Below are 23,552 nucleotides of genomic sequence, written 5' to 3' on the forward strand. Positions count from 1 at the left end.
CCTTGTGTCTACCGATTCCACCATCCGGCCAGGGAAGAAAGTGGAGGCGCGTTCCGGAGTCGAACCGGACTAGACGGATTTGCAATCCGCTACATAACCGCTTTGCTAACGCGCCTTAAATCTTTTGTCTCTCGACTCACACCCGCAATTGCCGATGTGTTTAATCTGGAGCGGGAAACGAGACTCGAACTCGCGACCCCGACCTTGGCAAGGTCGTGCTCTACCAACTGAGCTATTCCCGCATGTCACCAGGTAATTATCTAATCACTTGATTTCATTATCGTCCGGCTAGCTGTGCCGCCGTTCGATGCGTTGCATTCTACTTATATGACGTTTTGAGTCAACGTTATTTTTTGCATCCCTGGATCGTTTGCTGAAATTTACGGCGAAACGATCACTGTTCAAGCAAATCCCCGCGCGCAGCATTCAAATATTGCAACATTGACCACAATGTCAGAACCGCAGCGACCCACAGCAAACCAATACCGGCCCACTCAACCCAGGCGTTAGGACGCCACAGCATCCAGACCAGCGCTGCCATTTGCGCCGTTGTTTTAACTTTACCGATCCACGACACAGCCACGCTGCTGCGTTTGCCCAGCTCCGCCATCCACTCGCGCAGCGCAGAGATAATAATCTCACGACCAATCATCGTCGCCGCAGGCAGTGTCACCCACCAGGTGTGATAGTGTTCGGCCACCAGCACCATGGCGATAGCCACCATGACTTTATCAGCAACCGGATCAAGGAATGCGCCAAAACGGGTGCTTTGGTTCCAGCGGCGAGCCAGATAACCATCGAACCAGTCAGTTACGGCAGCAACAAGGAAAATCAGTGCACACGCGAAAGGCGCCCAGACAACCGGCAGGTAAAACGCCAATACAAAGAACGGGATGAGCACGACGCGAAAGAGAGTGAGCAACGTAGGGATATTAAATCGCATAATGACGGTAACTGTCTGTTGTCAGTAAAATTTAGCTCTATGTTGCTACAGAGCCCTCAATGTTTCAACGAGTAGTAGATCTTTTCTGCCAGTGCTTGCGAAATACCCGGCACTTTTGCAATTTCCTCAACGCTCGCATTGAGTAATCCTTGCAATCCACCCATATACTTCAACAGCATCTGGCGACGTTTTGGACCCACGCCATCAATGGTTTCAAGTGTACTGGTGTTCTTCACTTTTGCCCGTTTTTTACGGTGTCCGCTGATAGCATGATCGTGGGACTCATCACGAATGTGCTGAATCACGTGCAGCGCAGGAGAATCCGGCGGCAAACTGAACCCCTCACCTTCAGGCTCGAAGAACAACGTTTCCAGCCCCGCTTTACGATCCGCCCCTTTTGCGACCCCTAACAGCAACGGATGTTGTTTGTCCCAGGTCACGTCCAGCGATTCAAAAACAGCTTTCGCCTGACCAAGCTGCCCTTTGCCGCCGTCAATCAGGATAACATCCGGGATCTTGCTCTCTTCTATCGCTTTGCCATAACGACGACGCAGCACCTGATTCATGGCCGCGTAGTCATCGCCTGGCGTGATGCCGGTGATGTTATAGCGACGATACTCGGCCCGCACCGGACCGTTCGCATCAAACACCACACAGGACGCCACCGTCTGTTCACCCATCGTATGGCTGATGTCAAAACACTCCATACGCTTCACTTCAGGTAATTTCAGGCGCGTTGCCAGGGCGGTCAAACGCTGACTGACTGTCGACTGCTGCGAGAGCCTGGTGGTCAATGCCGTGGCGGCATTGGTTCGCGCCAGCTTGAGATAACGCGCACGATCGCCACGCGGTTTGGTCTGGACATTGACGCGCCGCCCGGCCAGCTCAGAAAGTGAATCGGCCAGCAGGGTTTTATCATCAAGATTGAAATCGAGCAGGATCTCAGAAGGCAGCGTACGCATCTGGCTGCCCTGGAGGTAGAACTGGCCCACAAAGGTTTCAACAACCTCGCCAAGTTCCGTACCTCCTGGCACTTTCGGGAAATAACTGCGGCTGCCGAGCACTTTGCCCTGGCGAATAAACAACACGTGAACGCAGGCCAGCCCGGCATCAAAGGCAACGCCGATCACATCAAGATCGTCACCCGTATTAGAAACAAACTGCTTCTCGGTCACCCTGCGCACGGCCTGGATCTGATCGCGAATGCGCGCAGCTTCTTCAAACTCCAGCGTGCTGCTGGCTTTTTCCATGCGGGCAATCAGCTGTGTCAGCACCTGATCGTCTTTTCCGGCTAAAAACAGGCGCACATACTCCACCTGCTGGGCATACTCTTCTTCCGTCACCAGGCCGGCAACGCATGGCCCCAGGCAGCGCCCAATCTGGTATTGCAGGCAGGGACGTGAGCGGTTGCGATATACGCTGTTCTCGCATTGACGAACCGGAAAGATTTTTTGCAGCAGCGCCAGGGTTTCACGCACGGCGTACCCGTTAGGGAACGGACCAAAATATTCACCCTTCGCATGTTTTGCGCCACGGTGCATTGCCAGGCGTGGATGGGTATCACCGCTCAGAAAAATAAAAGGGTATGACTTGTCGTCACGCAACAACACGTTGTAGCGCGGCTGATAAAGTTTGATGTAGTTATGTTCGAGCAGCAGCGCTTCTGTCTCGGTGTGGGTCACAGTGACATCAATGCTGTTGATAAGCGCGACCAGCGCTTCGGTCTTACGGGAGGCTAGATTGCTGCGAAAATAACTGGAGAGACGCTTTTTGAGATCTTTCGCCTTCCCCACATAGATAACCGTACCGCCAGCGTCATACATCCGATAAACGCCTGGCTGGCTGGTAACGGTTTTCAGAAATGCTTTTGAATCGAACACATCACTCACTGGCTGGTTAAGGTTTCTGCATTACACAGACCATGGCGAATTGCCAGGTGAGTCAGTTCGACATCGCCGTGAATGTTCAGTTTACTGAACATTCGATAGCGGTAGCTGTTCACCGTTTTCGGGCTGAGATTCAACTGCTCTGAAATCTCATTCACCTTCTGGCCTTTGGTGATCATCAGCATAATCTGTAATTCGCGCTCAGACAAACAGGCGAATGGCGATTCTGTTTTGTCGGGTTCAATCTGGCTCAACGCCATTTGTTGAGCGATGTCCGACGCGATATAACGCTGACCAGCAAACACTGAACGGATAGCATTGACCACTTCCTGCGGAGCAGCACCTTTGCTGAGATACCCGGCAGCACCCGCCTGCATCACTTTGGCGGGCAACGGATTTTCAGTGTGCACTGTCAGCATGATGACTTTTGTATCAATAAAGGTACGGGCGATTTTACGCGTGGCTTCCAGTCCGCCAATACCGGGCATGTTCATATCCATCAACACGACGTCCGCCGAGTTAGTGCGACACCATTTAACGGCATCTTCACCACAGCAGGCTTCGCCGGCAACTTTGATACCTTTTATATCTTCAAGAATGCGTCGTATCCCTGCGCGCACCAGTTCGTGGTCATCAACAAGAAGGACGTTGATCAAAGGAAATGTCTCCAGAATAGGGATAACGCAACTGACTGCTAATTTGGTTTATATTAACGGTTTTCCTCACAAGATTAAAACGTTAAAAAACCCGCTATTCGATTTTGCTCTCGTTTTTGGAAATTAGCCTGTACACCAGGTGGAAAGAAACGCAGCGCTGACAGGGTTTATGAGGCTATTTTTAAGCATCTGTATTCAAAAGGTTACAAAACAACCCTAAAAAAACCTAAGAAAAAACAGAACTCAAATTTTTGTAACAATAATTAACGGCAGCGGTACCAACGTTAAACAATTAATTGCAGATAATCTGGCGTACAGATTACCGCCGTTTGTTGTTTACGCGAATAAACAAAAAGCGGAAAAGTACAAAAAACAACCACTGCATTTTTTGGTGCGGCTTGTGGTATACTCCGCGGCCTTAACTTTCATCGTCGCGCTCAAGCGCTGTTTTATAATGAGGAAAATAAATGAGCACACCTGAATTCGCCACTGCGGAGAATAACCAAGAACTGGCACAGGAAGTAACCTGCCTGAAAGCGCTATTGACGCTTATGCTACAGGCAATGGGTCAGGCTGACGCCGGTCGTGTGATCATTAAGATGGAAAAACAAATCGCGCAAATGGAAGACCAGGCTGAATCAGCGGTATTTGCCAATACGGTTAAGCAAATTAAACAAGCTTACCGCCAGTAAAAAAAAACGGCTGGATGCGTCGCATTCAGCCGTTTTCCTCGTCTGCCACGCAGAACGTCTTTTGCTTCAGATAAGCCCCGTCGCCGCCGCATAGCAGGCAATCTGCGTTTTGTTGGGTGCGTTGAATTTCTTCTGCATATTCTTCTGATGGAAGTTAACCGTATTCTCTGAGATTGAGAGAATAATTGCTATTTCCGCAGAGGTTTTGCCTTCCGCAGTCCACTTCAGAATTTCCCGCTCGCGTTTGCTGAATTTCATCTCAGGCGGCATTACCGTCTCGTGTTCAAATCGAAGTAAAGACGTTAAGGCCATTTGCACCAGCATTTGTAAGCGCAGTTCTATTTCTTCGCTGACGAAGGTATTCTCCACCAGACTAGTACGCGATACAGAAAGGAAACCCAGTGCATGATTGGGAAGCATCAGGCATTGTGTTATTCCCTTACGCAAGCCGTGGTCGCGTGCCCCATCCCATAATTCCTGAGCATCAGTGAATAATTCATCTGTCCAGGGTAAATGCCCCTGAACGAAATTCTCAGGTTTCAGCACCGGGTCAATGGCGAAATAATTCTCTGACTGATATTGCGCTATCCACTCTGCCGGGTAAGTGGTCTGCACAGAAATCTTAGGGCGTGTAAATGGCACTGGATGACGAACGCAGAGAGCGAAATAATCAAATTCTAGTTCCTGAGTTTGTCTCTGAAGTTCGAGATAAACCTCGTCGGCGGTTGTCATTTCCTGAAACCGGAGGAAGCATTTCCGACGCCATGTGAAAAAGTCTGTATCCTTCATACTTACTGAATGAAGCCTCTGATAAAGATAATCATTATTATGGTGAATATAAACTAACACATAAAACTTATTTAGATATACAAAATATCGGCTATATGACTGTTAACTTCAGTTTTAATACGGTTAATCCGAACTGTGTGGAATAAAAAAACAATACGAATGCGCTCAGGGGAGAATAATTTGCTCCAGGGGGAAAATCTGGAGCAAATTAGTGCAAAAATGCTACTGCATAAGGAATTTTTCAAGGAACTGGCGGGTACGCGGCTGTTGTGGGTTAGCAAATAAGCTCTTTGCAGGCCCTTGTTCTACAATTCGCCCCTGATCCATGAATATAGCCCGGTCAGCCACATCCCTGGCGAAGCTCATCTCATGCGTCACGATAACCATTGTCCGTTTCTCTTTCGCCAGCTGGCGGATGGTGTTGAGCACCTCCCCCACCAGCTCAGGATCAAGCGCGGAGGTAGGTTCATCAAACAGGATCACATCAGGGCGCATGGCCAAGGCGCGGGCGATGGCGACACGCTGCTGCTGGCCGCCCGACAAACGACGCGGGTAGCTGGTCTCCTTCCCGGCAAGCCCCACTTTCGCCAGCAGTTCGCGAGCGCGGGCTGTAGCTTCGTCTTTAGGCTCACCTTTTACAATAACCGGCCCTTCGATAATGTTTTCCAGCACCGTCCGGTGCGGGAAAAGATTAAAGTTCTGAAAGACAAACCCGACATGCTGACGCAGGCGGCGGATTAGCCCTTTCTGCTGGTTGATGGACTTCCCGGTGTCGATGGTGATATCACCCACGCGAATAGTTCCACCTTCCGGTTGCTCCAGCAGATTGATACTGCGCAACAGCGTGGTTTTCCCGGAGCCGCTTGGCCCGATAATCGCTACCACTTCCCCTTGCTCAACTTCAAGGTCGATACCGTGCAGTACCGTCTGTCCGTGGAATTTTTTCACCAGGTTTTTGACGTCGATAGCACTCATTTCGGATCACGCTCCTGGCGGTTAAGCTGGTTTTCAAAATAGTTTTGCAGTGCAGACAGTACCGTCGCCATCACCCAGTAAATCAGCGAGGCCGCCAGATACATGGTGAACACTTCGAGTGTACGCGAGGTAATAAGCTGCGCCTGGCGGAACAGCTCAGGCACCTGGATAGTCGCCGCCAGCGAGGTGTCTTTCACCAGGCTGATAAAGCTGTTGCTGAGCGGCGGGAGCGCCACGCGTGCCGCCTGCGGCAGAATTGCCCTGCGCAGCGTCTGCCACGGCGTCATACCGATACTGGCCGCTGCTTCCCATTGGCCTTTATCAATAGAGGAAATCGCCGCGCGCAGAGTTTCCGAGGTATAGGCCGCGGTATTCAGCGACAACCCGATCATCGCCGCCGGGATCGGATCAAGCTCAATCCCAAACTGCGGTAAACCGTAGTAAATCATAAAGAGCTGGGCGATAAGCGGCGTTCCGCGAAAGACAGAGATATAAAAACGCGCCAGCCAGCGCACCGGCCCAACCGGCGACATCCGCATCAATGCCAGCAAAAACCCCAGCATCAGGCCAAAGAACATCCCGCCGATACTGAGCTGTAATGTAAATACCGCGCCTTTAAGCAGGAACGGCAACGAATCAATAACCAGTTGAATACTTTCTTGCATTATTATTTTTCGACCTGATGTTTAGACATGAGGATGGTAGGCAAACAACGCGGGTGCCCCGCCAGTGTGAACAAATAAGATCGGGCCTTCATCCTTAAAGCGTTTCTGCGCAACACCGTCGATAAGCCCTGCCATTGCCTTGCCGGTATAAACCGGGTCAAGCAGGATGCCTTCCAGGCGCGCCAGCAATTTTACCGCTTCCATGCCTTCTTCATTTGGCGTGCCGTAGCCTGGGGCAAAGTAGTCATCCCAGAGAATAATATCGGCCTTCGCCTGAAGTTCGAGTTGCTCTGCCACCGCCTGCTGCAAGGTCACCACTTTCGGTTTTTGATCGGCAACGCTTCGGGAAACCGTCACACCAATCAGCTCAGCGTCGGGCATCAGTTGCTCCAGACCTATCGCCAGCCCGGCGTGTGTTCCTGCACTGCCAGAGGCGACCACCACCGAAGACAAATTAACTGCGCCTTCACACTGCTGAGCAATCTCCAGCGCGCTTTCCACATAGCCCAGCGCCCCCAGCGCATTCGAGCCACCCACCGGAATAACATACGGACGAAAACCCTGCGCTTCCAGTCGCGTAGCCAGCTCATCAAGCTGTGCCGTCGGGTTGGTCAACGCATCACACATTTCGACCTGGGTATTAAACAAGTCCAGCAGCAGGCGGTTACCGTTGGTCAGGTAATTTTCTGCGCGCGTGCCAATCGGGTTTTCCAGCAGAGCGACACAATGCAGGCCCAGTTTTGCCGCCACGGCTGCCGTCTGACGTACATGGTTGGACTGAATCGCCCCGGCGGTCACCAGCGTATCCGCCCCTTCGCGCAGCGCATCTGCGGCCAAAAACTCCAGCTTGCGCAGCTTATTGCCGCCCATCGCCATTGGCGTCACATCGTCACGTTTAATAAAAATATCGCGCCCTAAATAATCAGAAAATCGCGGTAAATACTCCAGCGGCGTGGGTGCGCCAATGAACTCCAGGCGTGGGAAGCGCGTTAAATTTTGCAGTGACATGGATCCTCCGGTAACGCTGTCTTTAATAGATACTTTTTATTATGCACGCAGACGCGTAAGAAATAAAAAAGGCGCTTTTAAAAGCACCTTTTTTTTACAGCCAACGACTTATTTCGTGACGTCAGCACCGAACCACTTCTCGGAGAGCGCCTTCAGGCTGCCATCCTTTTGCATGTCGGCGATGGCCGCATCAATGGCTTTCACCAGATCGTCGTTGCCTTTACGCACCGCAATACCTGACTCCTGACGAGAGAACGCATCACCCGCTACGGCCAGGGTGTTGTTGGTTTTCTTCACCAGATCCAGCGCCGCCAGGCGGTCAACCAGGATGGCATCGATACGACCAACACGCAGATCCTGGTATTTAGTTGGGTCATCATCATAGGTACGGATATCAACGCCCTGCACGTTCTGGCGCAACCACTCTTCGTAGTTCGTCCCCAGACCAACACCCACTTTTTTACCTTTCAGGTCAGCAGCAGTTTTGATGCTGCCTTCGTTACCTTTCTTCACCAGCGCCTGGATGCCCGACACGGTATATGGCGTAGAGAAGTCATACTTCTTCTTACGCTCATCAGAAATGGTCACCTGGTTAATCACCACGTCGATACGTTTAGAATCCAGCGATGCCAGCATCCCGTCCCATTTGGTCGGTTTGAGCGATGCTTTCACGCCAAGATGTTTCGCCAGCTCTTCGGCAAACTCCACTTCGAAACCGGTCAGTTTTCCGTCATCGCCCTGGAAGCTGAACGGAGGATAGGTTCCTTCCAGCCCAACCAACAGCGTGCCGCGTTCTTTGACTTTATTCAGCAGATTTTCCGCCGCGAACGTTTTCACGCTCATGCCAGCGACCAGCGCAACTGCCATTACACCCATCAGCGCCTGACGACCCAGAAGTGCTAATTTCATAATTACCCCGATATAGTGGAATTTTTGAGTAGTGTAGTGAATTCGCCTGCAACGTCAAAGGCGGCTACGCTACATCTTATTCTTTTTTAATATATATCAGAAGTTGTCTCTGCGTGGACTTTCTGCTTCCCCACACCCGGCATTTGTACCTTATATTGCGCGTACTTGCGCAGTGCAATGCGGTAGTTATTGGTGCTGGTTGCAGGCAACCACGGCTCCAGATTTTCATCAAGATAGCCGGTCTTAAGCAGATCGCGAGAAATGTTATGCACGGTCAGATGCTGGCCAAGGCGACGCAGGCGAACCACATATTCGCGCACGGTGCCGTGACTCATCTCCGTTTGTTCAAACAGGAATTGTTTGAAGCCGATAATGTCGAAGAAGTCGCTTTGCTCTTTGCAGTGTAAATCGCCACAGAAGCGGCAAAGCGCCACCCACTCTTTTTGCTCTTCAAACCATGCTGATTCATCCATCAACGTGTCGAGGCGAGAGATCGCAATTTTGTTAACGATTTCGCCACGACGAACCAGCGTGATACGGTCGAGTAATTTATTACAGTGGGCGCAATGCGTCTGGCTGTGTTTAAAGTCTTTCAGGTAGCGGCTTAGAGGCCGTCTTTTTGATTGCTGCACCGTCATGATAACTCCTGGTTGTCAATACGTTGTGCGGCATTTCTCAGGTGAATCAATCACCTATAACTTACCCAGCTTAGTACGTAAGCGCTTAATGGCCTGGCTGTGCAGCTGGCTGACCCGCGACTCGCCCACTTCAAGAACAGCGCCAATCTCTTTGAGGTTGAGCTCTTCCTGATAATAGAGGGTCAACACCAGTTGTTCACGTTCTGGTAAAGCTTCAATAGCTTCCATTACGCGATGGCGTAAATTACCTTCCATTAAATGGTGTAACGGGTTTTCTTGCTGGTGTTCATCTGTTACCAGCTCGATGCTATCGCCATGCTCTTCACGCCACTCATCATAAGAGAAGAGTTGGCTATTATTGGTATCGAGCAACATCTGACGATACTCTTCAACAGCAATGCCAAGACGTTCCGCTACTTCAGTTTCCGTCGCGTTGCGTCCCAGTTCCTGTTCCAGCTGCCCCATCGCATGTGCCACTTCGCGTGCGTTGCGGCGAACACTGCGCGGCACCCAGTCACGGCTGCGCAGCTCGTCCAGCATCGCACCACGAATACGCTGTACTGCGTAAGTCGTAAATGCCGTTCCTTGCAGAGCGTCGTATCGGTCAACTGCATTCAATAACCCGATACCGCCCGCCTGTAGCAGATCGTCCAGTTCCACGCTCGCCGGCAAACGCACCTGGAGGCGCAATGCTTCGTGACGCACCAGCGGAACATAACGCTGCCACAGCGAATGTTTATCCATTACACCATCAGCGGTATAGAGTGAATTCACGATAAACAGCCCTGCGTTAATTGAGTTATCGGCATGATTATCCGATTCTGCAGGGGTTTTAATTGGGTGAATAGTGGGTGAAATGAGGGGTTATTTGGGGGTTACGAATGAATTCGAGCGGAAAAAAACCCCGCCGAAGCGGGGTTTGTGCGTAATCAGGCGATTAGCCCTGCAGCAGAGACAGAACCTGCTGAGGAACCTGGTTAGCTTTGGACAGCACGGAGTTACCAGCCTGCTGAACGATCTGCGCTTTAGACATATTTGACACTTCGGTCGCATAGTCGGCGTCCTGAATACGGGACTGCGCTTCAGACAGGTTAGTGGTGGTGTTGTTCAGGTTGGTTACAGCAGAGCTCAGACGGTTCTGTACCGCACCCAGAGAAGAACGGAATTTATCAACAGAAGCGATAGCTTTGTCCAGCAGAGCCAGTGGATCTGCGGTAGAAACGCCGGTGAACTCGCCAGCGGTGTTCAGGGTCACAGGTTCAGCAGTGTTCAGAGTACCGGCCGCGCCGCCATCAGCGATAGACGCTGCACTCAGGGAGTAGTTTTTACCCTGAACTTGCGCGTAACCAGCCGCAGCACCAGCACCAGTAGCATCAGCGCCAACTTTAACTGCAACGCCAGTCAGAGTACCAGTACCACCGGTAGCATCGGTATAGGTCACGTCAGCGGTGTTCAGTTTCACGCTGCCAGTTGCATCGTCAACAGACACAGCGTAGTTGTCAGAACCAGAAGAAACCACGTAGGTAGACGTCGCGGCACCAGCAGAAGTCTGCACGTTGTGCAGGCTCAGGCTGCTTGCATTCACACCCAGAGAAGTTGCAACTGCGCTCAGGTCAACATCTTTCAGAGAGCCGCTTGCGCCAACCTGAGTGATAGAATCGCTCAGTTTCAGTGCATTGTTAGAAACAGAGAAGCCGCCCAGGCCCAGAGTAGAAGAGTCGATTTTCTGCAGGTCGATGTTGATGGTCTGACCATCGTTCGCGCCAACCTGAATCGCCATAGAACCGTTTTTAGCCAGTACGTTCACGCCGTTGAACTGAGTCTGACCAGATACGCGGTCGATTTCAGACAGACGGGATTTGATTTCGTCCTGGATTGAAGACAGGTCAGAATCGGAGTTAGTACCGGTAGTTGCCTGAACAGTCAGTTCACGAACACGCTGTAAGTTGTTGTTGATTTCAGACAGTGCGCCTTCAGTGGTCTGTGCCAGAGAGATACCGTCGTTTGCGTTACGCGCAGCCTGAGTCAGACCTTTGATGTTAGAAGTGAAGCGGTTAGCAATCGCCTGGCCCGCAGCGTCATCTTTAGCGCTGTTGATGCGCAGACCGGAAGACAGACGCTCGATAGAAGAAGACAGAGCAGACTGGTTCTTGTTGATGTTGTTCTGAGTGATCAGCGAGAGGCTGTTGGTATTAATGACTTGTGCCATGATTTCGTTTCCTGTTGTTCATCAAATCTGTTTGGTTAGATTTGGGTTTCCACCCTTCGGCTTCATCGCCGTCAAAGGTGTTATCGTCTGGTCCAAAACAACCTTTAGATTTTTTTTCAGGATCTCGTTATTTTTTTTAGCCACAGAAATACTCTTCTCTATTAGCGTTATTCCCGCCATTAAAAAAAAAGAATTAACCGTAAACTTTCCCCTGATGAGGCCGATAACCCCAGTATTCGTTCTACGTGTCGATACATTAAGGAATAAATATGGCAAGTATTTCAACGCTGGGTGTGGGCTCGGGTCTGCAATTAAGCGATATTCTGGACAGCCTGACAGCCGCAGAAAAAACGCAGCTGACCCCGATTTCAAATCAGCAGTCGTCTTATACAGCCAAGCTGAGCGCTTACGGCACCTTAAGTAGCGCTGTGTCAGCATTCCAGACGGCAAACACCGCGCTGAATAAAGCCGACCTGTTTACTGCAACCAGCACGTCGAGCAGCTCCACTGCGTTTAGCGCCACCACAACCGGTAGCGCTATTGCGGGTAAATACACCATTAGCGTGTCACAGCTGGCGCAAGCCCAGACGCTGACAACCAAAAGCACGCAGACCGATACCAAAACGGCTATCGCCTCGGCCGACAGCAAAATCACCTTTACCGCGGGCAACGGAAAAGACCCGGTGAGTGTGGATATCAGCGCTGCGAACTCGTCGCTGTCGGGCATTCGTGATGCCATCAACAAGGCGGATGCCGGCGTAACAGCCAGTATTATCAACGTCGGCAATGGTCAGTATCGTCTGTCTATCACCTCTACCGAAACCGGTTCTGATAATGCGGTAAGCGTCAGCGTAAGCGGTGACAGCGCCCTGCAATCCTTTATGGGTTACAACGGCACCAGCACTGATGCCAGCAACGGCATGACCGAAAGTGTGACTGCACAAAACGCAAAATTGAAAGTGAACAACGTTGATATCGAAAACAGCAGCAACACCATCAGTGATGCGCTGGAAGATATCACCCTGAACCTGAATGACGTCACCTCCGGCAACCAGACGCTGACTATCTCAAAAGATACGTCTAAAGCGGAAAGTGCACTGAAAGCCTGGGTAGATGCCTATAACACCCTTCAGGACAGCTTTGCGTCGTTAACCAAATATACTGCCGTTGATGCGGGCACCAGCTCACAGGATTCCAGCAACGGCGCACTGCTTGGCGACAGCACGCTGCGTACTATCCAGACTCAGCTGAAAAGCCTGCTCACAAACTCTGCGGGCGGAACGTCATATAAATCTTTAACCCAGCTTGGCATTACCAGTGATCCATCGACAGGTAAATTGTCGCTGGATAGCACCAAACTGGAAACTGCCCTGACAAACAACCCATCGGCCGTGAAAGATCTGGTTGTGGGTGACGGTAAAACGACCGGCATCACCACCACCATGGCGACCAAACTGACTGACTGGCTTTCAACGAAAGGCATCATTCAGGCTGCAAAAGATGGCGTCAGTAAAACGCTGAACAATTTGACCGACCAGTACAACGCTGTAAGCACGCGTATTGATGCCACCGTGGCACAGTACAAGGCCCAGTTTACCCAGCTGGACGTACTGATGACGTCACTGAATAACACCAGCAGCTACCTGACTCAGCAGTTCGATACTTCATCGTCCAGTAGCAAAAGCTAATCACACCCGAGGGGGATAACATGTACGGCGCAAAAGGCACGCAAGCCTACGCAAAAATAGAGGTTGAAAGCGCGGTGATGAGCGCCAGCCAGCATCAGCTGGTTATCATGCTATTTGATGGAGCCCTCAGCGCGCTGGTACGCGCGCGTCTGTTCTTGCAGGACGGCAATATCCCGGCTAAAGGACTGGCGCTTTCGAAAGCCATCAACATTATCGAGAATGGGCTGAAGGTTGGCCTGGTCGAAAATAATGGTGATGAGCTGACACAAAACCTGATCGCACTTTATGCCTATATGGTAAGACGCCTACTGCACGCCAACGTGAATAACGACGCCAGTGCCATCGAAGAGGTGGAAAACTTGCTGCGCAATATCGCTGACGGGTGGAAGGAAGTTGCCGGTTCGCCACAACTGATTCAGGACGCCGTCTAATGAGTAATGCACCGCAACTCTACACCCTTTATCAGCAGCTCCTGGATCAAAGTCAGATGATGCTGCGCCTTGCTCGTCAGGGCTTATGGGATGAACTGATCGCCTGTGAAACCGATTATGTTAATGCGGTGCACTCGCTGGCTCAACTCACAGAAGAAATTCAGCCCTCTTCACAAGTGCAGGAACAACTTCGACCTACCCTGCGGGTGATCCTGGACAACGAAAGCCAGGTCAAAATGCTGCTGCAAAACAGAATGGATGAACTGGCAAAGCTGGTTGGTCAAAATTCTATGCAAAAGTCAGTTCTTTCTACCTACAGCAACCAGGGCGGCCATGTTCTGGTTCCGCAAAGCAATTTCGATTTAAATTAGCCATCAGTTGGCGAACGAGCGTTTCTCGCTTCGTTCGCCAAGCATTTCTGCGCGACCTATCCCATACTTGAGTTTCGCGACCTCATGGAGATGGTACATGCGCAATCCAACCTTACTGCAATGCTTTCACTGGTATTACCCCGCTGGCGGTGAATTGTGGCAAGAAGTGACAGCTTTAGCCCCTAATCTTAACGAAATCGGCATCAATATGGTCTGGCTTCCCCCGGCTTATAAAGGGGCATCGGGCGGATTTTCTGTTGGATATGATTCTTATGATCTCTTTGACCTCGGTGAATTTGATCAAAAAGGATCTGTTCCCACCAAATATGGCGACAAAGCACAGTTGCTGGAAGCTATCGCCGCGTTAAAAAGTAACGATATCGCCGTGCTGCTGGACGTGGTGGTGAATCATAAAATGGGGGCAGATGAGAAAGAGCTTATTCACGTTCAGTGTGTAAACGAACAGGACCGCACGCAAATTGACGATGAAATCATTAACTGCGAAGCCTGGACCCGTTACACCTTCCCTGCCCGCGCGGGTGAATATTCGCAATTTATCTGGGATTTTAAATGTTTCAGTGGCGTTGACCACATTGAAAATCCCGATCTTGACGGCATCTTTAAAATCGTTAATGACTACAGCGGTGAAGGCTGGAATGACCAGGTTGATGATGAACTGGGTAATTTTGATTACCTGATGGGCGAGAATATCGACTTTCGTAATCATGCCGTAACCGAAGAGATAAAATACTGGGCACGCTGGGTCATGGAGCAAACCCAGTGCGATGGTTTTCGTCTGGACGCGGTAAAACATATTCCGGCCTGGTTTTACAAAGAGTGGATTGAGCACGTCCAGGAGGTAGCCACGCACTCCCTGTTTATTGTGGCGGAATACTGGTCTCATGAAGTGGATAAATTGCAGAATTACATCAACCAGGTTGACGGCAAAACCATGCTGTTTGATGCGCCTTTGCAAATGAAATTTCACGAGGCCTCACGCCAGGGGCGTGATTATGATATGAGCCAGATTTTTACCGACACGCTGGTTGAGAGTGACCCTTTCCATGCCGTTACTCTGGTTGCAAACCACGACACTCAGCCCTTGCAGGCCCTGGAAGCACCGGTTGAATCCTGGTTTAAACCGCTGGCCTACGCCCTGATATTACTGCGTGAAAACGGCGTACCGAGCGTGTTCTACCCGGATTTATTCGGCGCAAGCTATGACGATGTGGGCGGTGATGGCGAGACTTATCATATTGATATGCCGGTTATCGAACAACTGCACGAGCTTATTCTGGCGCGCCAGCGCTTTGCCCACGGTATTCAGACGCTGTTCTTTGATCATCCAAACTGTATTGCGTTTAGCCGTAGCGGGACGGAAGACTATCCTGGCTGTGTGGTGGTGTTGTCTAACGGTGATGATGGGGAGAAAACCCTGTGTCTGGGCGAGAACTACGGGAATAAAACCTGGCGTGATTTTTTGGGCAATCGCGAAGAAACCGTCACAACGGCAGCAGACGGTGAAGGGATTTTCACCTGCAACGGCGGAAGCGTTAGCGTGTGGGTGATGGAGGATGTTCTGTAAAAATCAGCGGTGATTTATAGGCCGGGTAAGGCAGAGCCGATACCCGGCAACAACGCTTAAGGCAGCTTACTCTCCAGCGGATTTTTGCTCAGGTAATCTGCGCATTCCACGGTAGGACGGTCAACCTTTTGCAGTTCCAGGCCATCGTACTCCAGCGTTGAACCATCACGTTCAAGCGGATAGATATCCAGTTTACTGGTCACGTTATAATAGCTGTCTGAACGCAACATGATTTTCCCCGGCACAGCCAAAACGCGCTGCCACTGACGGCAATCCAGCGTATCGCCCTCTTCCGTTACCACCAGCGTGGCAATCGCCTTCGGGCTCACCATTTTGCTTTGCGGCCCTTTCGACTGCCAGTACCCCGCCAGATGCTTTGGAACCGGATGCTTGATGACATCCTGATAGTTATCCACCTGAACACACCCGGTCAATGCCAGCAGCGCGCCAGCAATTGCTATTTTTTTCATCATCTTTCCTGTGTGCGAAGAAAAAAAGATTGTGGCATTAAAGCGTTGAGGGTGCCAGTGGAAGATAATTTCCTGCCATGCTCAAGATTGTTTTTTCGACGAAACCAACAGAGCACTGTATAGAATTACAGTTCACTTAATAATTATATGTTGCCATTACTGCCAGTGATCTGGCCTTTACCGTTTGAACCGCGATCTCTTGCTAACTTCATCTTTGTATTGCTAGATAAATTTACGCCAGATGTATTGATACATGAGTCGTTCAAAAAAACAACCAATACATCTATCTTATTGAAGCATTGATCATGAACACCTGAGATATGACGCTGTAGATACACAGAGTCATTGCAATTGATTGTCGACCACATGATTTTCTGATGTTAAACTATATTCATGACAGAGTTAATTAATTTCTATAGGCTTAAATTACAATCGCCATAGTTATAAAAAATTGCAACAATCGAAAAATAAAGAATTACCCTCCCTGGGTTTTATGAAATAGTTACTTATCCCTTTGTGTTATATCCAAAGTGGCCATGTTTAATGACTAATCACCGCATCTATTCTGTGAACACGAATTTCTTCGCACATACTAATTTTCCTCTACAATTTTCCGCATAGCTCGATGTAACCATGACAATACAAAAAAGCAGAGTCAAAAGGTTAAGGTAGATTTGTTGTAGAAATAAATATTATTAATCGACTGATAGATATGGCATTGTGATGTGATGCCCTGCACTGATAGAATGGGTATTACTGAAGGATAATTCTATGGCCACCCCATGAAAACAGACAAAGACAGTATCATTCAAAAGCTTACGAATGAACAGCGCACAACAGTGAAGGAAGTGTCGTGGCTGGTGTCAATACTCCCTCGGATCCCTTTCATCATCATGACTATCACGCTTCATAGTCCGACAGAGGCATATGATTACGTTCTGGACAATCTTTCCTGATGTGGAGACAGGGCACATATGCGAAATTATCTATACTGGAAATGTAACGCATGGCTTTTCTGATTTTTCCTGTTGCTTTGCTCATTCTTGCGATCGTTGAGCAAAGAGGACTTTTTAAAGTATCGGTTCTCGTTACCGGGATCTACTTTGGGTGTACCTGGGGCTATGGTTACGATTGGATCAACTATCGTGATACATACGATATGCTCCATAATCCGACCTACGGATACTTCTTTGCAGAACCTGGACTCTATTGGTTGATGCTTGCCGGAAGTTATCTGGGGCTGTCTTATGGTATGTTCTCATTCTTTGTGACGATGTTCATCTACTATGCAGTGTATAAATTCTGTGATCGACTTAATAACCCATCTGCTGCGTTCTTTACTGTCTTTGCATTTCTTGGATATTTTGTTTTCACCGAGTGGGTACGACAAGGTCTTGCAATTTCCATAATAATGTTAAGCATTAAACATCATGAAAAAGACCATTATGTACGGTTTGTTCTTAGTGTTGCACTTGCTTGTCTTTTCCATGCATCAGCTGTAGTTGCTCTTTCTTATCTGCTTATTTCTTCAAAAAGCCGGCTGCGCATGAAGATGTTCCTTATCATCGCATCTGCCGTCATGTTCTCTGCAATGCTGATTATCTACAATCCATCAGTGACTGCGAACTTACCCTTCATCGGAGCAAAGGTTACTGCGTATAGTAGTCTCCTCCTTGAGAATAATGATGGGTTCTGGAAGTACATCCTCTCTTCTAAAGTGGTTTTTGCATACCTGATCATTCTGGTTATGCTATATAGCCAAGCCAGAAAATATCATTCTTTGTTTTCTGCGATTAGTGCGATGTACTTCATGCTTCTCACCCGCTTTGTCAGTGTACTTATCCGGGTTGGGTATATTCTGGTCCCAGTCTTTGTCGTATCAATGGATGAGTATCTAACCGCTAAAGGGAGGGGGTTTCATACAAGATTTCCGAAGCTTGTTTATCTGGCGCTTATTTTTGGAGTGTCAACAATCCCAGTATGGAATGCCGTTTTTTGGGAAGCAGCCAGAAGCAATTTAAATATTGTATCTGACAAATCTGAAATAGAGAGCGAGATCGCTAATAAATGCAACATTATCAATAAGTATTATGATTACAATGTTATTGAACGTTGCCGATAAAATATAAAAACGGGTTTAAAACCCCGTTTTTATTGAATTTCATTAATGATGAAAGCAACAACATTCAAATATCATCTCTCCTGTTCATGACACCAAAACAGAAAAATCAGAATATCGTCAACATCCTTAATGACTGTTTTACTGAAAACGAGGTGCCACTTTTGCTCCACACCATGCGACGGGATGGTGCTTAACAATCCATATAACCAGCTCAAATAACCTAAACCTGCATTCCCATCACTTCCTGGTACGCAGAAACCATCTTATTCCTTACCTGGATCCCCATCTGCAACGACACAGACGCTTTTTGCAAATCGGTCATCACATCGTTAAGCGCCACGCCTGGTTCACCAAGACTGAACTTCTCCGCCTGTGTACGCGCAGCGGTCTGGGTATCGCTGATACGGTCAAGAGCGGCGTGCAGTTGTCCCGCAAAGCTGATGGTCGGCTGTTCTTCTGCCACGTTCTGATTACGGGCCGTCATCGCCGTTGCCTGCAACTGACTGATCACCCCTTCAATGCCCTGTATAGCCATGACTCTCCCCTGGATGGTTTTTTACGCGGACAAGACTAACAGCTTGTCAATAAGATAAAGGCGGTAAATAGCGTGAAAAAACCAGGTTATTTGACGCATAGAAAATCCCGAATCATCAAATAATGGCAGGGCCATCAGTATGGAACTTTTGTCGTGTTTGCCGACCCGGGAGTCAGTTTTGTTTCTCTACACGAATAACGTAACCCACCAGGATTTAAGAGGTGTGCAATGAGTGCGACAGCATCGACAGCACCGCAGACTAAATCACTAGAGTGGATGAACCGCCTTCGCGCGAATCCTAAAATCCCGTTGATCGTGGCAGGCGCTGCCGCAATTGCGATTATTGTTGCGATGGTCTTGTGGGCGAAAAGCCCTGACTACCGCACGCTCTACAGTAATCTTTCCGACCAGGATGGCGGTGCCATCGTCACCCAACTTACCCAGATGAACATCCCTTATCGCTTCGCCGATAATGGCGGTGCGCTTGAGGTTCCGGCGGATAAAGTGCACGAACTGCGCCTGCGTCTCGCGCAGCAGGGTCTGCCAAAAGGCGGCGCGGTAGGTTTTGAACTGCTGGATCAGGAAAAATTCGGTATCAGCCAGTTCAGCGAGCAGGTTAACTACCAGCGTGCGCTGGAAGGTGAACTGGCCCGCACCATTGAAACATTAGGCCCAGTGAAAAGTGCCCGTGTGCACCTCGCCATGCCAAAACCTTCTCTCTTTGTTCGTGAACAAAAATCCCCGTCTGCTTCTGTGACTGTTAACCTCGAGCCTGGCCGCGCGCTGGATGAGGGGCAAATCAGCGCGGTGACACATCTGGTATCCAGCGCTGTTGCCGGTTTACCGCCAGGTAACGTTACCCTGGTTGATCAGAGTGGCCATTTGCTGACGCAGAACAACAGCGCAGGTCGCGATTTAAATGATGCACAGCTGAAATATGCCGCCGATGTCGAAGGCCGCCTGCAACGTCGTATCGAAGCCATTCTTGGCCCGGTCGTGGGGAATTCCAACGTCCATGCGCAGGTTACTGCTCAGATTGACTTCGCGAATAAAGAACAAACAGAAGAACAGTACAGCCCGAATGGCGATCCTGCTCAGGCCGTGATGCGTTCTCGCCAGGTTAATGAAAACGAACAAGTCGGTGGTCCTTACCCGGGTGGCGTACCAGGCGCGCTGTCTAACCAGCCTGCCCCGGCTAACGCTGCACCAATTTCTACTCCGCCAGCAAACCAGCAGAACGGTCAGCAAACTAATCAGCAAACGACCTCTTCAGGCACGTCTTCTGGCCCGCGTACCAGCAGCCGTAATGAAACAACCAACTACGAAGTCGACCGTACCATTCGCCACACCAAGCTGAACGTGGGCGATGTTCAACGTCTTTCAGTTGCCGTGGTTGTGAACTACAAAACGCTGCCAGACGGCAAACCGCTGCCGCTGACCGCAGAACAAATGAAGCAGATCGAAGACCTGACCCGTGAAGCCATGGGTTACTCCGAGAAGCGTGGCGATACCCTCAACGTGGTGAACTCACCGTTCAACTCGGTTGATGAAACAGGTGGCGAACTGCCGTTCTGGCAACAGCAGGCGTTTATCGATCAGCTGATGTCTGCCGGTCGCTGGCTGCTGGTTCTGATTGTCGCGTGGCTGCTGTGGCGTAAAGCGATTCGTCCGCAGCTAACGCGCCGCGCGGAAGAAGCCAAAGCCGCTCAGGAACTCATGAGTACGCGTCAGGAAGTAGAAGAAGCCGTTGAAGTTCGCCTGAGCAAAGACGAACAAATGCAGCAGCGCCGTGCTAATCAGCGCATGGGTGCTGAGGTAATGAGTCAACGTATTCGCGAAATGTCAGATAACGATCCGCGCGTCGTCGCGCTGGTCATCCGCGGCTGGATGGGTAACGAACATGAGTAATACGCTTACAGGTACCGATAAAAGCGTCATCCTGCTGATGACCATTGGCGAAGACCGCGCGGCAGAGGTGTTCAAACACCTCTCCCAGCGAGAAGTGCAAATTCTCAGTGCGGCAATGGCGAACGTTCGTCAGATCTCCAATAAACAGCTGACCGAAGTGTTAGCTGAGTTTGAGCAGGAAGCCGAGCAGTTTGCCGCGCTCAATGTCAACGCCAACGAATACCTGCGCTCCGTGCTGGTTAAGGCGCTTGGCGAAGAACGCGCCGCCAGCCTGCTGGAAGATATTCTGGAAACCCGCGATACCGCCAGCGGTATCGAGACGCTCAACTTTATGGAGCCGCAGAGTGCCGCCGACCTTATTCGCGACGAGCACCCACAGATTATCGCTACCATCCTGGTTCACCTCAAACGTGGCCAGGCGGCCGATATTCTGGCGCTGTTCGAAGAGCGCCTGCGTCACGACGTTATGCTGCGTATCGCCACCTTTGGTGGTGTCCAGCCGGCAGCACTGGCAGAACTGACTGAAGTCCTGAACAGCCTGCTCGATGGCCAGAACCTCAAGCGCAGCAAAATGGGCGGCGTGAGAACGGCGGCAGAGATCATCAACCTGATGAAAACGCAGCAGGAAGAAGCGGTTATTACGGCGGTTCGCGAATTCGACGGCGAGCTGGCACAGAAAATTATCGACGAGATGTTCCTGTTCGAAAACCTGGTCGAAGTGGACGATCGCAGCATCCAGCGCCTGCTTCAGGAAGTGGACTCCGAATCGCTGCTTATCGCCCTCAAAGGCGCCGAACAGCCACTGCGCGAGAAGTTCCTGCGCAACATGTCTCAGCGTGCGGCCGATATCCTGCGCGACGACCTTGCCAACCGTGGCCCGGTGCGTCTGTCTCAGGTGGAAAACGAACAGAAAGCCATCCTGCTTATTGTTCGTCGTCTGGCAGAAACCGGCGAGATGGTGATTGGCAGCGGAGAAGACACGTATGTCTAATGAGCTGCCGTGGAAGCGCTGGACGCCCGACGATCTGGCCCCTCCTCTTTCCGAGTTTACCCCGGCTATGATATCGCCCGACGAGGGCGATACTGGCACAGAACCCCCTGCGCTCAGCGAAGAAGAGCAACGCGCGCAGATGCTGGCGCAGATGCAAATGCAGGCGCACGAACAGGGTTATAACGCGGGTTTGAATGAAGGACGGCAGAAAGGCCAGGAGCAGGGTTACCAGGAAGGTCTGGCGAAAGGGTTAGAGCAAGGTATTGAACAGGCGCGCCAGCAACAGGCGCCGCTTCATGCCCGGATGCAGCAACTGGTCAGCGAATTCCAGCACACCCTCGATGCGCTCGACAGCGTGATTGCCTCACGCCTGATGCAGATGGCGCTTGAAGCCGCACGTCAGGTGATTGGCCAGACGCCAACGGTAGATAACTCGGCGCTGATCAAACAAATTCAGGGCCTGCTTCAGCAGGAGCCGTTGTTCAGCGGCAAACCGCAGCTGCGCGTTCATCCTGACGATTTACAACGTGTGGAAGAGAGCCTCGGTGCCACGCTCAGCCTGCACGGCTGGCGTCTGCGCGGCGATCCGTCCTTACACCACGGCGGCTGCAAAGTCTCTGCGGATGAGGGCGATCTGGATGCCAGCGTCGCCACCCGCTGGCAGGAACTGTGCCGCCTGGCGGCACCGGGAGTCATCTGATGACCGCACGGCTCACTCGCTGGCTTACCACCCTTGATAACTTTGAAACGAAGATGGCGCAACTGCCATCTGTTCGTCGTTATGGACGTCTGACCCGCGCGACAGGCCTGGTGCTGGAAGCCACGGGCTTGCAGCTTCCGCTGGGCGCCACTTGCGTTATCGAACGTCAGGACAGGAACGAAACACGCGAAGTGGAAAGTGAAGTCGTTGGTTTTAACGGCCAGCGTCTGTTCCTGATGCCGCTTGAAGAGGTCGAAGGCATTCTGCCCGGCGCGCGCGTCTATGCAAAAAACAACTCAGGCGATGGCCTGCAAAGTGGTAAACAATTGCCGCTTGGCCCGGCGCTGTTAGGCCGTGTGCTGGACGGGAGCGGCAAGCCGCTCGACGGCCTCCCCTCTCCTGACACCACCGAAACCGGGGCGCTGATTACTCAGCCATTTAACCCGTTGCAACGTACCCCTATCGAGCATGTGCTTGATACCGGTGTGCGCCCGATTAACGCCTTGCTCACCGTTGGGCGCGGGCAACGTATGGGCCTGTTCGCCGGTTCCGGCGTGGGTAAATCGGTACTGCTCGGCATGATGGCACGCTATACCCAGGCCGATGTCATCGTCGTGGGGCTTATCGGTGAACGTGGTCGTGAAGTAAAAGACTTTATTGAAAATATTTTGGGTGCAGAAGGCCGCGCACGCTCGGTAGTGATCGCCGCCCCGGCGGATGTTTCGCCCCTGCTGCGTATGCAGGGTGCAGCCTATGCCACCCGTATTGCCGAGGATTTCCGTGACCGCGGGCAGCACGTGCTGCTGATCATGGACTCCCTGACCCGTTATGCGATGGCGCAGCGTGAAATTGCGCTGGCTATCGGCGAACCGCCAGCCACCAAAGGCTATCCACCTTCAGTGTTTGCCAAGCTGCCAGCACTGGTTGAACGTGCCGGTAACGGCATCACCGGTGGCGGTTCGATTACCGCGTTTTACACGGTTCTGACCGAAGGCGATGACCAGCAAGACCCAATTGCCGACTCCGCGCGTGCAATCCTTGACGGCCACATAGTGTTATCGCGTCGTCTGGCCGAAGCCGGGCACTATCCGGCTATCGATATTGAAGCATCGATTAGCCGTGCGATGACGGCACTGATTACAGAGAAGCATTACGCCCGCGTGCGTAACTTCAAACAACTGCTTTCCAGCTTCCAGCGTAACCGTGATCTGGTGAGCGTAGGGGCGTATGCCAAAGGCAGCGACCCGATGCTCGACAAAGCGATTGCTCTGTGGCCGCATCTGGAGGCATTCCTGCAACAAGGTATTTTTGAACGCGCCGACTGGGACGATTCGATTCAGGCTCTGGAGCTGATTTTCCCGCAGGTGTAATACAGGTGGAG

23 protein-coding genes and 2 tRNA genes are annotated in these 23,552 nt (G+C 51.0%); 10 read left to right on the plus strand and 15 right to left on the minus strand.

Annotation, left to right across the window (positions count from 1 at the left end; genetic code table 11):
* Positions 1–41: 41 nt before the first annotated feature.
* The 5 genes from HV107_RS00005 to uvrY form a co-directional block, all read right to left on the minus strand.
* A tRNA-Cys gene (locus tag HV107_RS00005) sits at positions 42–115 on the minus strand.
* A 51-nt stretch (positions 116–166) separates the two neighbouring features.
* Positions 167–242: transfer RNA gene (locus HV107_RS00010), tRNA-Gly, on the minus strand.
* Positions 243–394: 152 nt separating this feature from the next.
* Positions 395–943 carry a CDP-diacylglycerol--glycerol-3-phosphate 3-phosphatidyltransferase gene (gene pgsA, locus HV107_RS00015; RefSeq protein ID WP_006176115.1) on the minus strand — a complete coding sequence of 183 codons (549 nt, stop codon included), beginning with the start codon at positions 941–943 and terminating at the stop codon, positions 395–397.
* A 56-nt stretch (positions 944–999) separates the two neighbouring features.
* Positions 1,000–2,832 (minus strand): excinuclease ABC subunit UvrC, encoded by a 1,833-nt coding sequence (uvrC, locus tag HV107_RS00020; RefSeq protein ID WP_182061558.1) that lies wholly within the window; start codon positions 2,830–2,832, stop codon positions 1,000–1,002.
* Positions 2,829–3,485: a UvrY/SirA/GacA family response regulator transcription factor gene (gene uvrY, locus HV107_RS00025; protein ID WP_182061559.1), complete on the minus strand. Its 657-nt coding sequence runs from the start codon at positions 3,483–3,485 to the stop codon at positions 2,829–2,831. Before uvrY ends, uvrC begins: the two co-directional genes overlap by 4 nt.
* 467 nt (positions 3,486–3,952) lie before the next feature.
* Here uvrY and HV107_RS00030 point away from each other — a divergent pair, with 467 nt between their 5' ends.
* A complete protein-coding gene (locus tag HV107_RS00030) occupies positions 3,953–4,177 on the plus strand; it encodes a DUF2594 family protein (RefSeq protein WP_182061560.1) in 225 nt (74 codons plus the stop codon).
* Positions 4,178–4,243: 66 nt separating this feature from the next.
* On the opposite strand, the gene sdiA is transcribed toward HV107_RS00030, so the two are convergent.
* From sdiA to HV107_RS00070, 8 genes are all read right to left on the minus strand, one after another.
* Positions 4,244–4,966, minus strand: a complete 723-nt coding sequence (gene sdiA, locus HV107_RS00035) for a transcriptional regulator SdiA (protein ID WP_182061561.1) — start codon at positions 4,964–4,966, stop codon at positions 4,244–4,246.
* Between the two features lie 222 nt (positions 4,967–5,188).
* Positions 5,189–5,941, minus strand: coding sequence for an L-cystine ABC transporter ATP-binding protein TcyN (gene tcyN / locus HV107_RS00040; protein ID WP_182061562.1), 753 nt, complete (start codon positions 5,939–5,941; stop codon positions 5,189–5,191).
* Complete coding sequence (gene tcyL, locus HV107_RS00045; RefSeq protein WP_182061563.1) at positions 5,938–6,606, minus strand: cystine ABC transporter permease; 669 nt, start codon at positions 6,604–6,606, stop codon at positions 5,938–5,940. Before tcyL ends, tcyN begins: the two co-directional genes overlap by 4 nt.
* Before the next feature lie 21 nt (positions 6,607–6,627).
* The gene (gene dcyD, locus HV107_RS00050) at positions 6,628–7,614 is read right to left on the minus strand and encodes a D-cysteine desulfhydrase (protein ID WP_182061564.1); all 987 of its coding nucleotides are present in this window, start codon (positions 7,612–7,614) and stop codon (positions 6,628–6,630) included.
* A 108-nt stretch (positions 7,615–7,722) separates the two neighbouring features.
* On the minus strand, positions 7,723–8,523 hold the full coding sequence (gene tcyJ, locus HV107_RS00055; protein ID WP_182061565.1) for a cystine ABC transporter substrate-binding protein: 801 nt from the start codon (positions 8,521–8,523) through the stop codon (positions 7,723–7,725).
* An 86-nt stretch (positions 8,524–8,609) separates the two neighbouring features.
* Positions 8,610–9,161 (minus strand): flagella biosynthesis regulatory protein FliZ, encoded by a 552-nt coding sequence (gene fliZ, locus HV107_RS00060; RefSeq protein ID WP_182061566.1) that lies wholly within the window; start codon positions 9,159–9,161, stop codon positions 8,610–8,612.
* A gap of 54 nt (positions 9,162–9,215) precedes the next feature.
* A complete protein-coding gene (locus HV107_RS00065) occupies positions 9,216–9,935 on the minus strand; it encodes an RNA polymerase sigma factor FliA (protein WP_014070758.1) in 720 nt (239 codons plus the stop codon).
* A gap of 163 nt (positions 9,936–10,098) precedes the next feature.
* Complete coding sequence (locus HV107_RS00070) at positions 10,099–11,370, minus strand: FliC/FljB family flagellin (RefSeq protein ID WP_182061567.1); 1,272 nt, start codon at positions 11,368–11,370, stop codon at positions 10,099–10,101.
* Between the two features lie 269 nt (positions 11,371–11,639).
* Between HV107_RS00070 and fliD the strand changes: the two genes are divergently transcribed.
* From fliD to amyA, 4 genes are all read left to right on the plus strand, one after another.
* Positions 11,640–13,058 (plus strand): flagellar filament capping protein FliD, encoded by a 1,419-nt coding sequence (gene fliD, locus HV107_RS00075; RefSeq protein ID WP_182061568.1) that lies wholly within the window; start codon positions 11,640–11,642, stop codon positions 13,056–13,058.
* Between the two features lie 20 nt (positions 13,059–13,078).
* Complete coding sequence (fliS, locus tag HV107_RS00080; protein ID WP_182061569.1) at positions 13,079–13,489, plus strand: flagellar export chaperone FliS; 411 nt, start codon at positions 13,079–13,081, stop codon at positions 13,487–13,489.
* A complete protein-coding gene (gene fliT, locus HV107_RS00085; protein WP_182061570.1) occupies positions 13,489–13,860 on the plus strand; it encodes a flagella biosynthesis regulatory protein FliT in 372 nt (123 codons plus the stop codon). Before fliS ends, fliT begins: the two co-directional genes overlap by 1 nt.
* Positions 13,861–13,957: 97 nt before the next feature.
* The gene (gene amyA, locus HV107_RS00090) at positions 13,958–15,445 is read left to right on the plus strand and encodes an alpha-amylase (RefSeq protein ID WP_182061571.1); all 1,488 of its coding nucleotides are present in this window, start codon (positions 13,958–13,960) and stop codon (positions 15,443–15,445) included.
* A 56-nt stretch (positions 15,446–15,501) separates the two neighbouring features.
* Here the strand turns inward: amyA and yedD are convergent, their stop codons facing one another.
* Positions 15,502–15,915, minus strand: coding sequence for a lipoprotein YedD (yedD, locus tag HV107_RS00095; protein WP_182061572.1), 414 nt, complete (start codon positions 15,913–15,915; stop codon positions 15,502–15,504).
* Between the two features lie 1,006 nt (positions 15,916–16,921).
* On the opposite strand from yedD, the gene HV107_RS00100 reads away from it, so the two are divergent.
* The gene (locus tag HV107_RS00100) at positions 16,922–18,037 is read left to right on the plus strand and encodes an EpsG family protein (protein WP_182061573.1); all 1,116 of its coding nucleotides are present in this window, start codon (positions 16,922–16,924) and stop codon (positions 18,035–18,037) included.
* A gap of 220 nt (positions 18,038–18,257) precedes the next feature.
* Here HV107_RS00100 and fliE read toward each other — a convergent pair whose 3' ends face one another.
* On the minus strand, positions 18,258–18,572 hold the full coding sequence (gene fliE, locus HV107_RS00105) for a flagellar hook-basal body complex protein FliE (RefSeq protein WP_182061574.1): 315 nt from the start codon (positions 18,570–18,572) through the stop codon (positions 18,258–18,260).
* Positions 18,573–18,800: 228 nt separating this feature from the next.
* Here fliE and fliF point away from each other — a divergent pair, with 228 nt between their 5' ends.
* The 4 genes from fliF to fliI are packed head-to-tail and all read left to right on the plus strand — an operon-like array spanning position 18,801 to position 23,541.
* Positions 18,801–20,480: a flagellar basal-body MS-ring/collar protein FliF gene (gene fliF / locus HV107_RS00110; protein ID WP_182061575.1), complete on the plus strand. Its 1,680-nt coding sequence runs from the start codon at positions 18,801–18,803 to the stop codon at positions 20,478–20,480.
* Positions 20,473–21,471: a flagellar motor switch protein FliG gene (fliG, locus tag HV107_RS00115; RefSeq protein WP_182061576.1), complete on the plus strand. Its 999-nt coding sequence runs from the start codon at positions 20,473–20,475 to the stop codon at positions 21,469–21,471. Before fliF ends, fliG begins: the two co-directional genes overlap by 8 nt.
* Positions 21,464–22,171, plus strand: a complete 708-nt coding sequence (fliH, locus tag HV107_RS00120; protein ID WP_182061577.1) for a flagellar assembly protein FliH — start codon at positions 21,464–21,466, stop codon at positions 22,169–22,171. The genes fliG and fliH overlap by 8 nt, the downstream gene beginning before the upstream one ends.
* Entirely contained in the window at positions 22,171–23,541 is a 1,371-nt protein-coding gene (fliI, locus tag HV107_RS00125; RefSeq protein WP_182061578.1) for a flagellar protein export ATPase FliI, read from the plus strand. The genes fliH and fliI overlap by 1 nt, the downstream gene beginning before the upstream one ends.
* The last annotated feature ends 11 nt before the right edge of the window (positions 23,542–23,552 follow it).

The sequence above is a fragment of the Enterobacter sp. RHBSTW-00175 genome (genome assembly GCF_013927005.1).
Taxonomy (GTDB): domain Bacteria; phylum Pseudomonadota; class Gammaproteobacteria; order Enterobacterales; family Enterobacteriaceae; genus Enterobacter.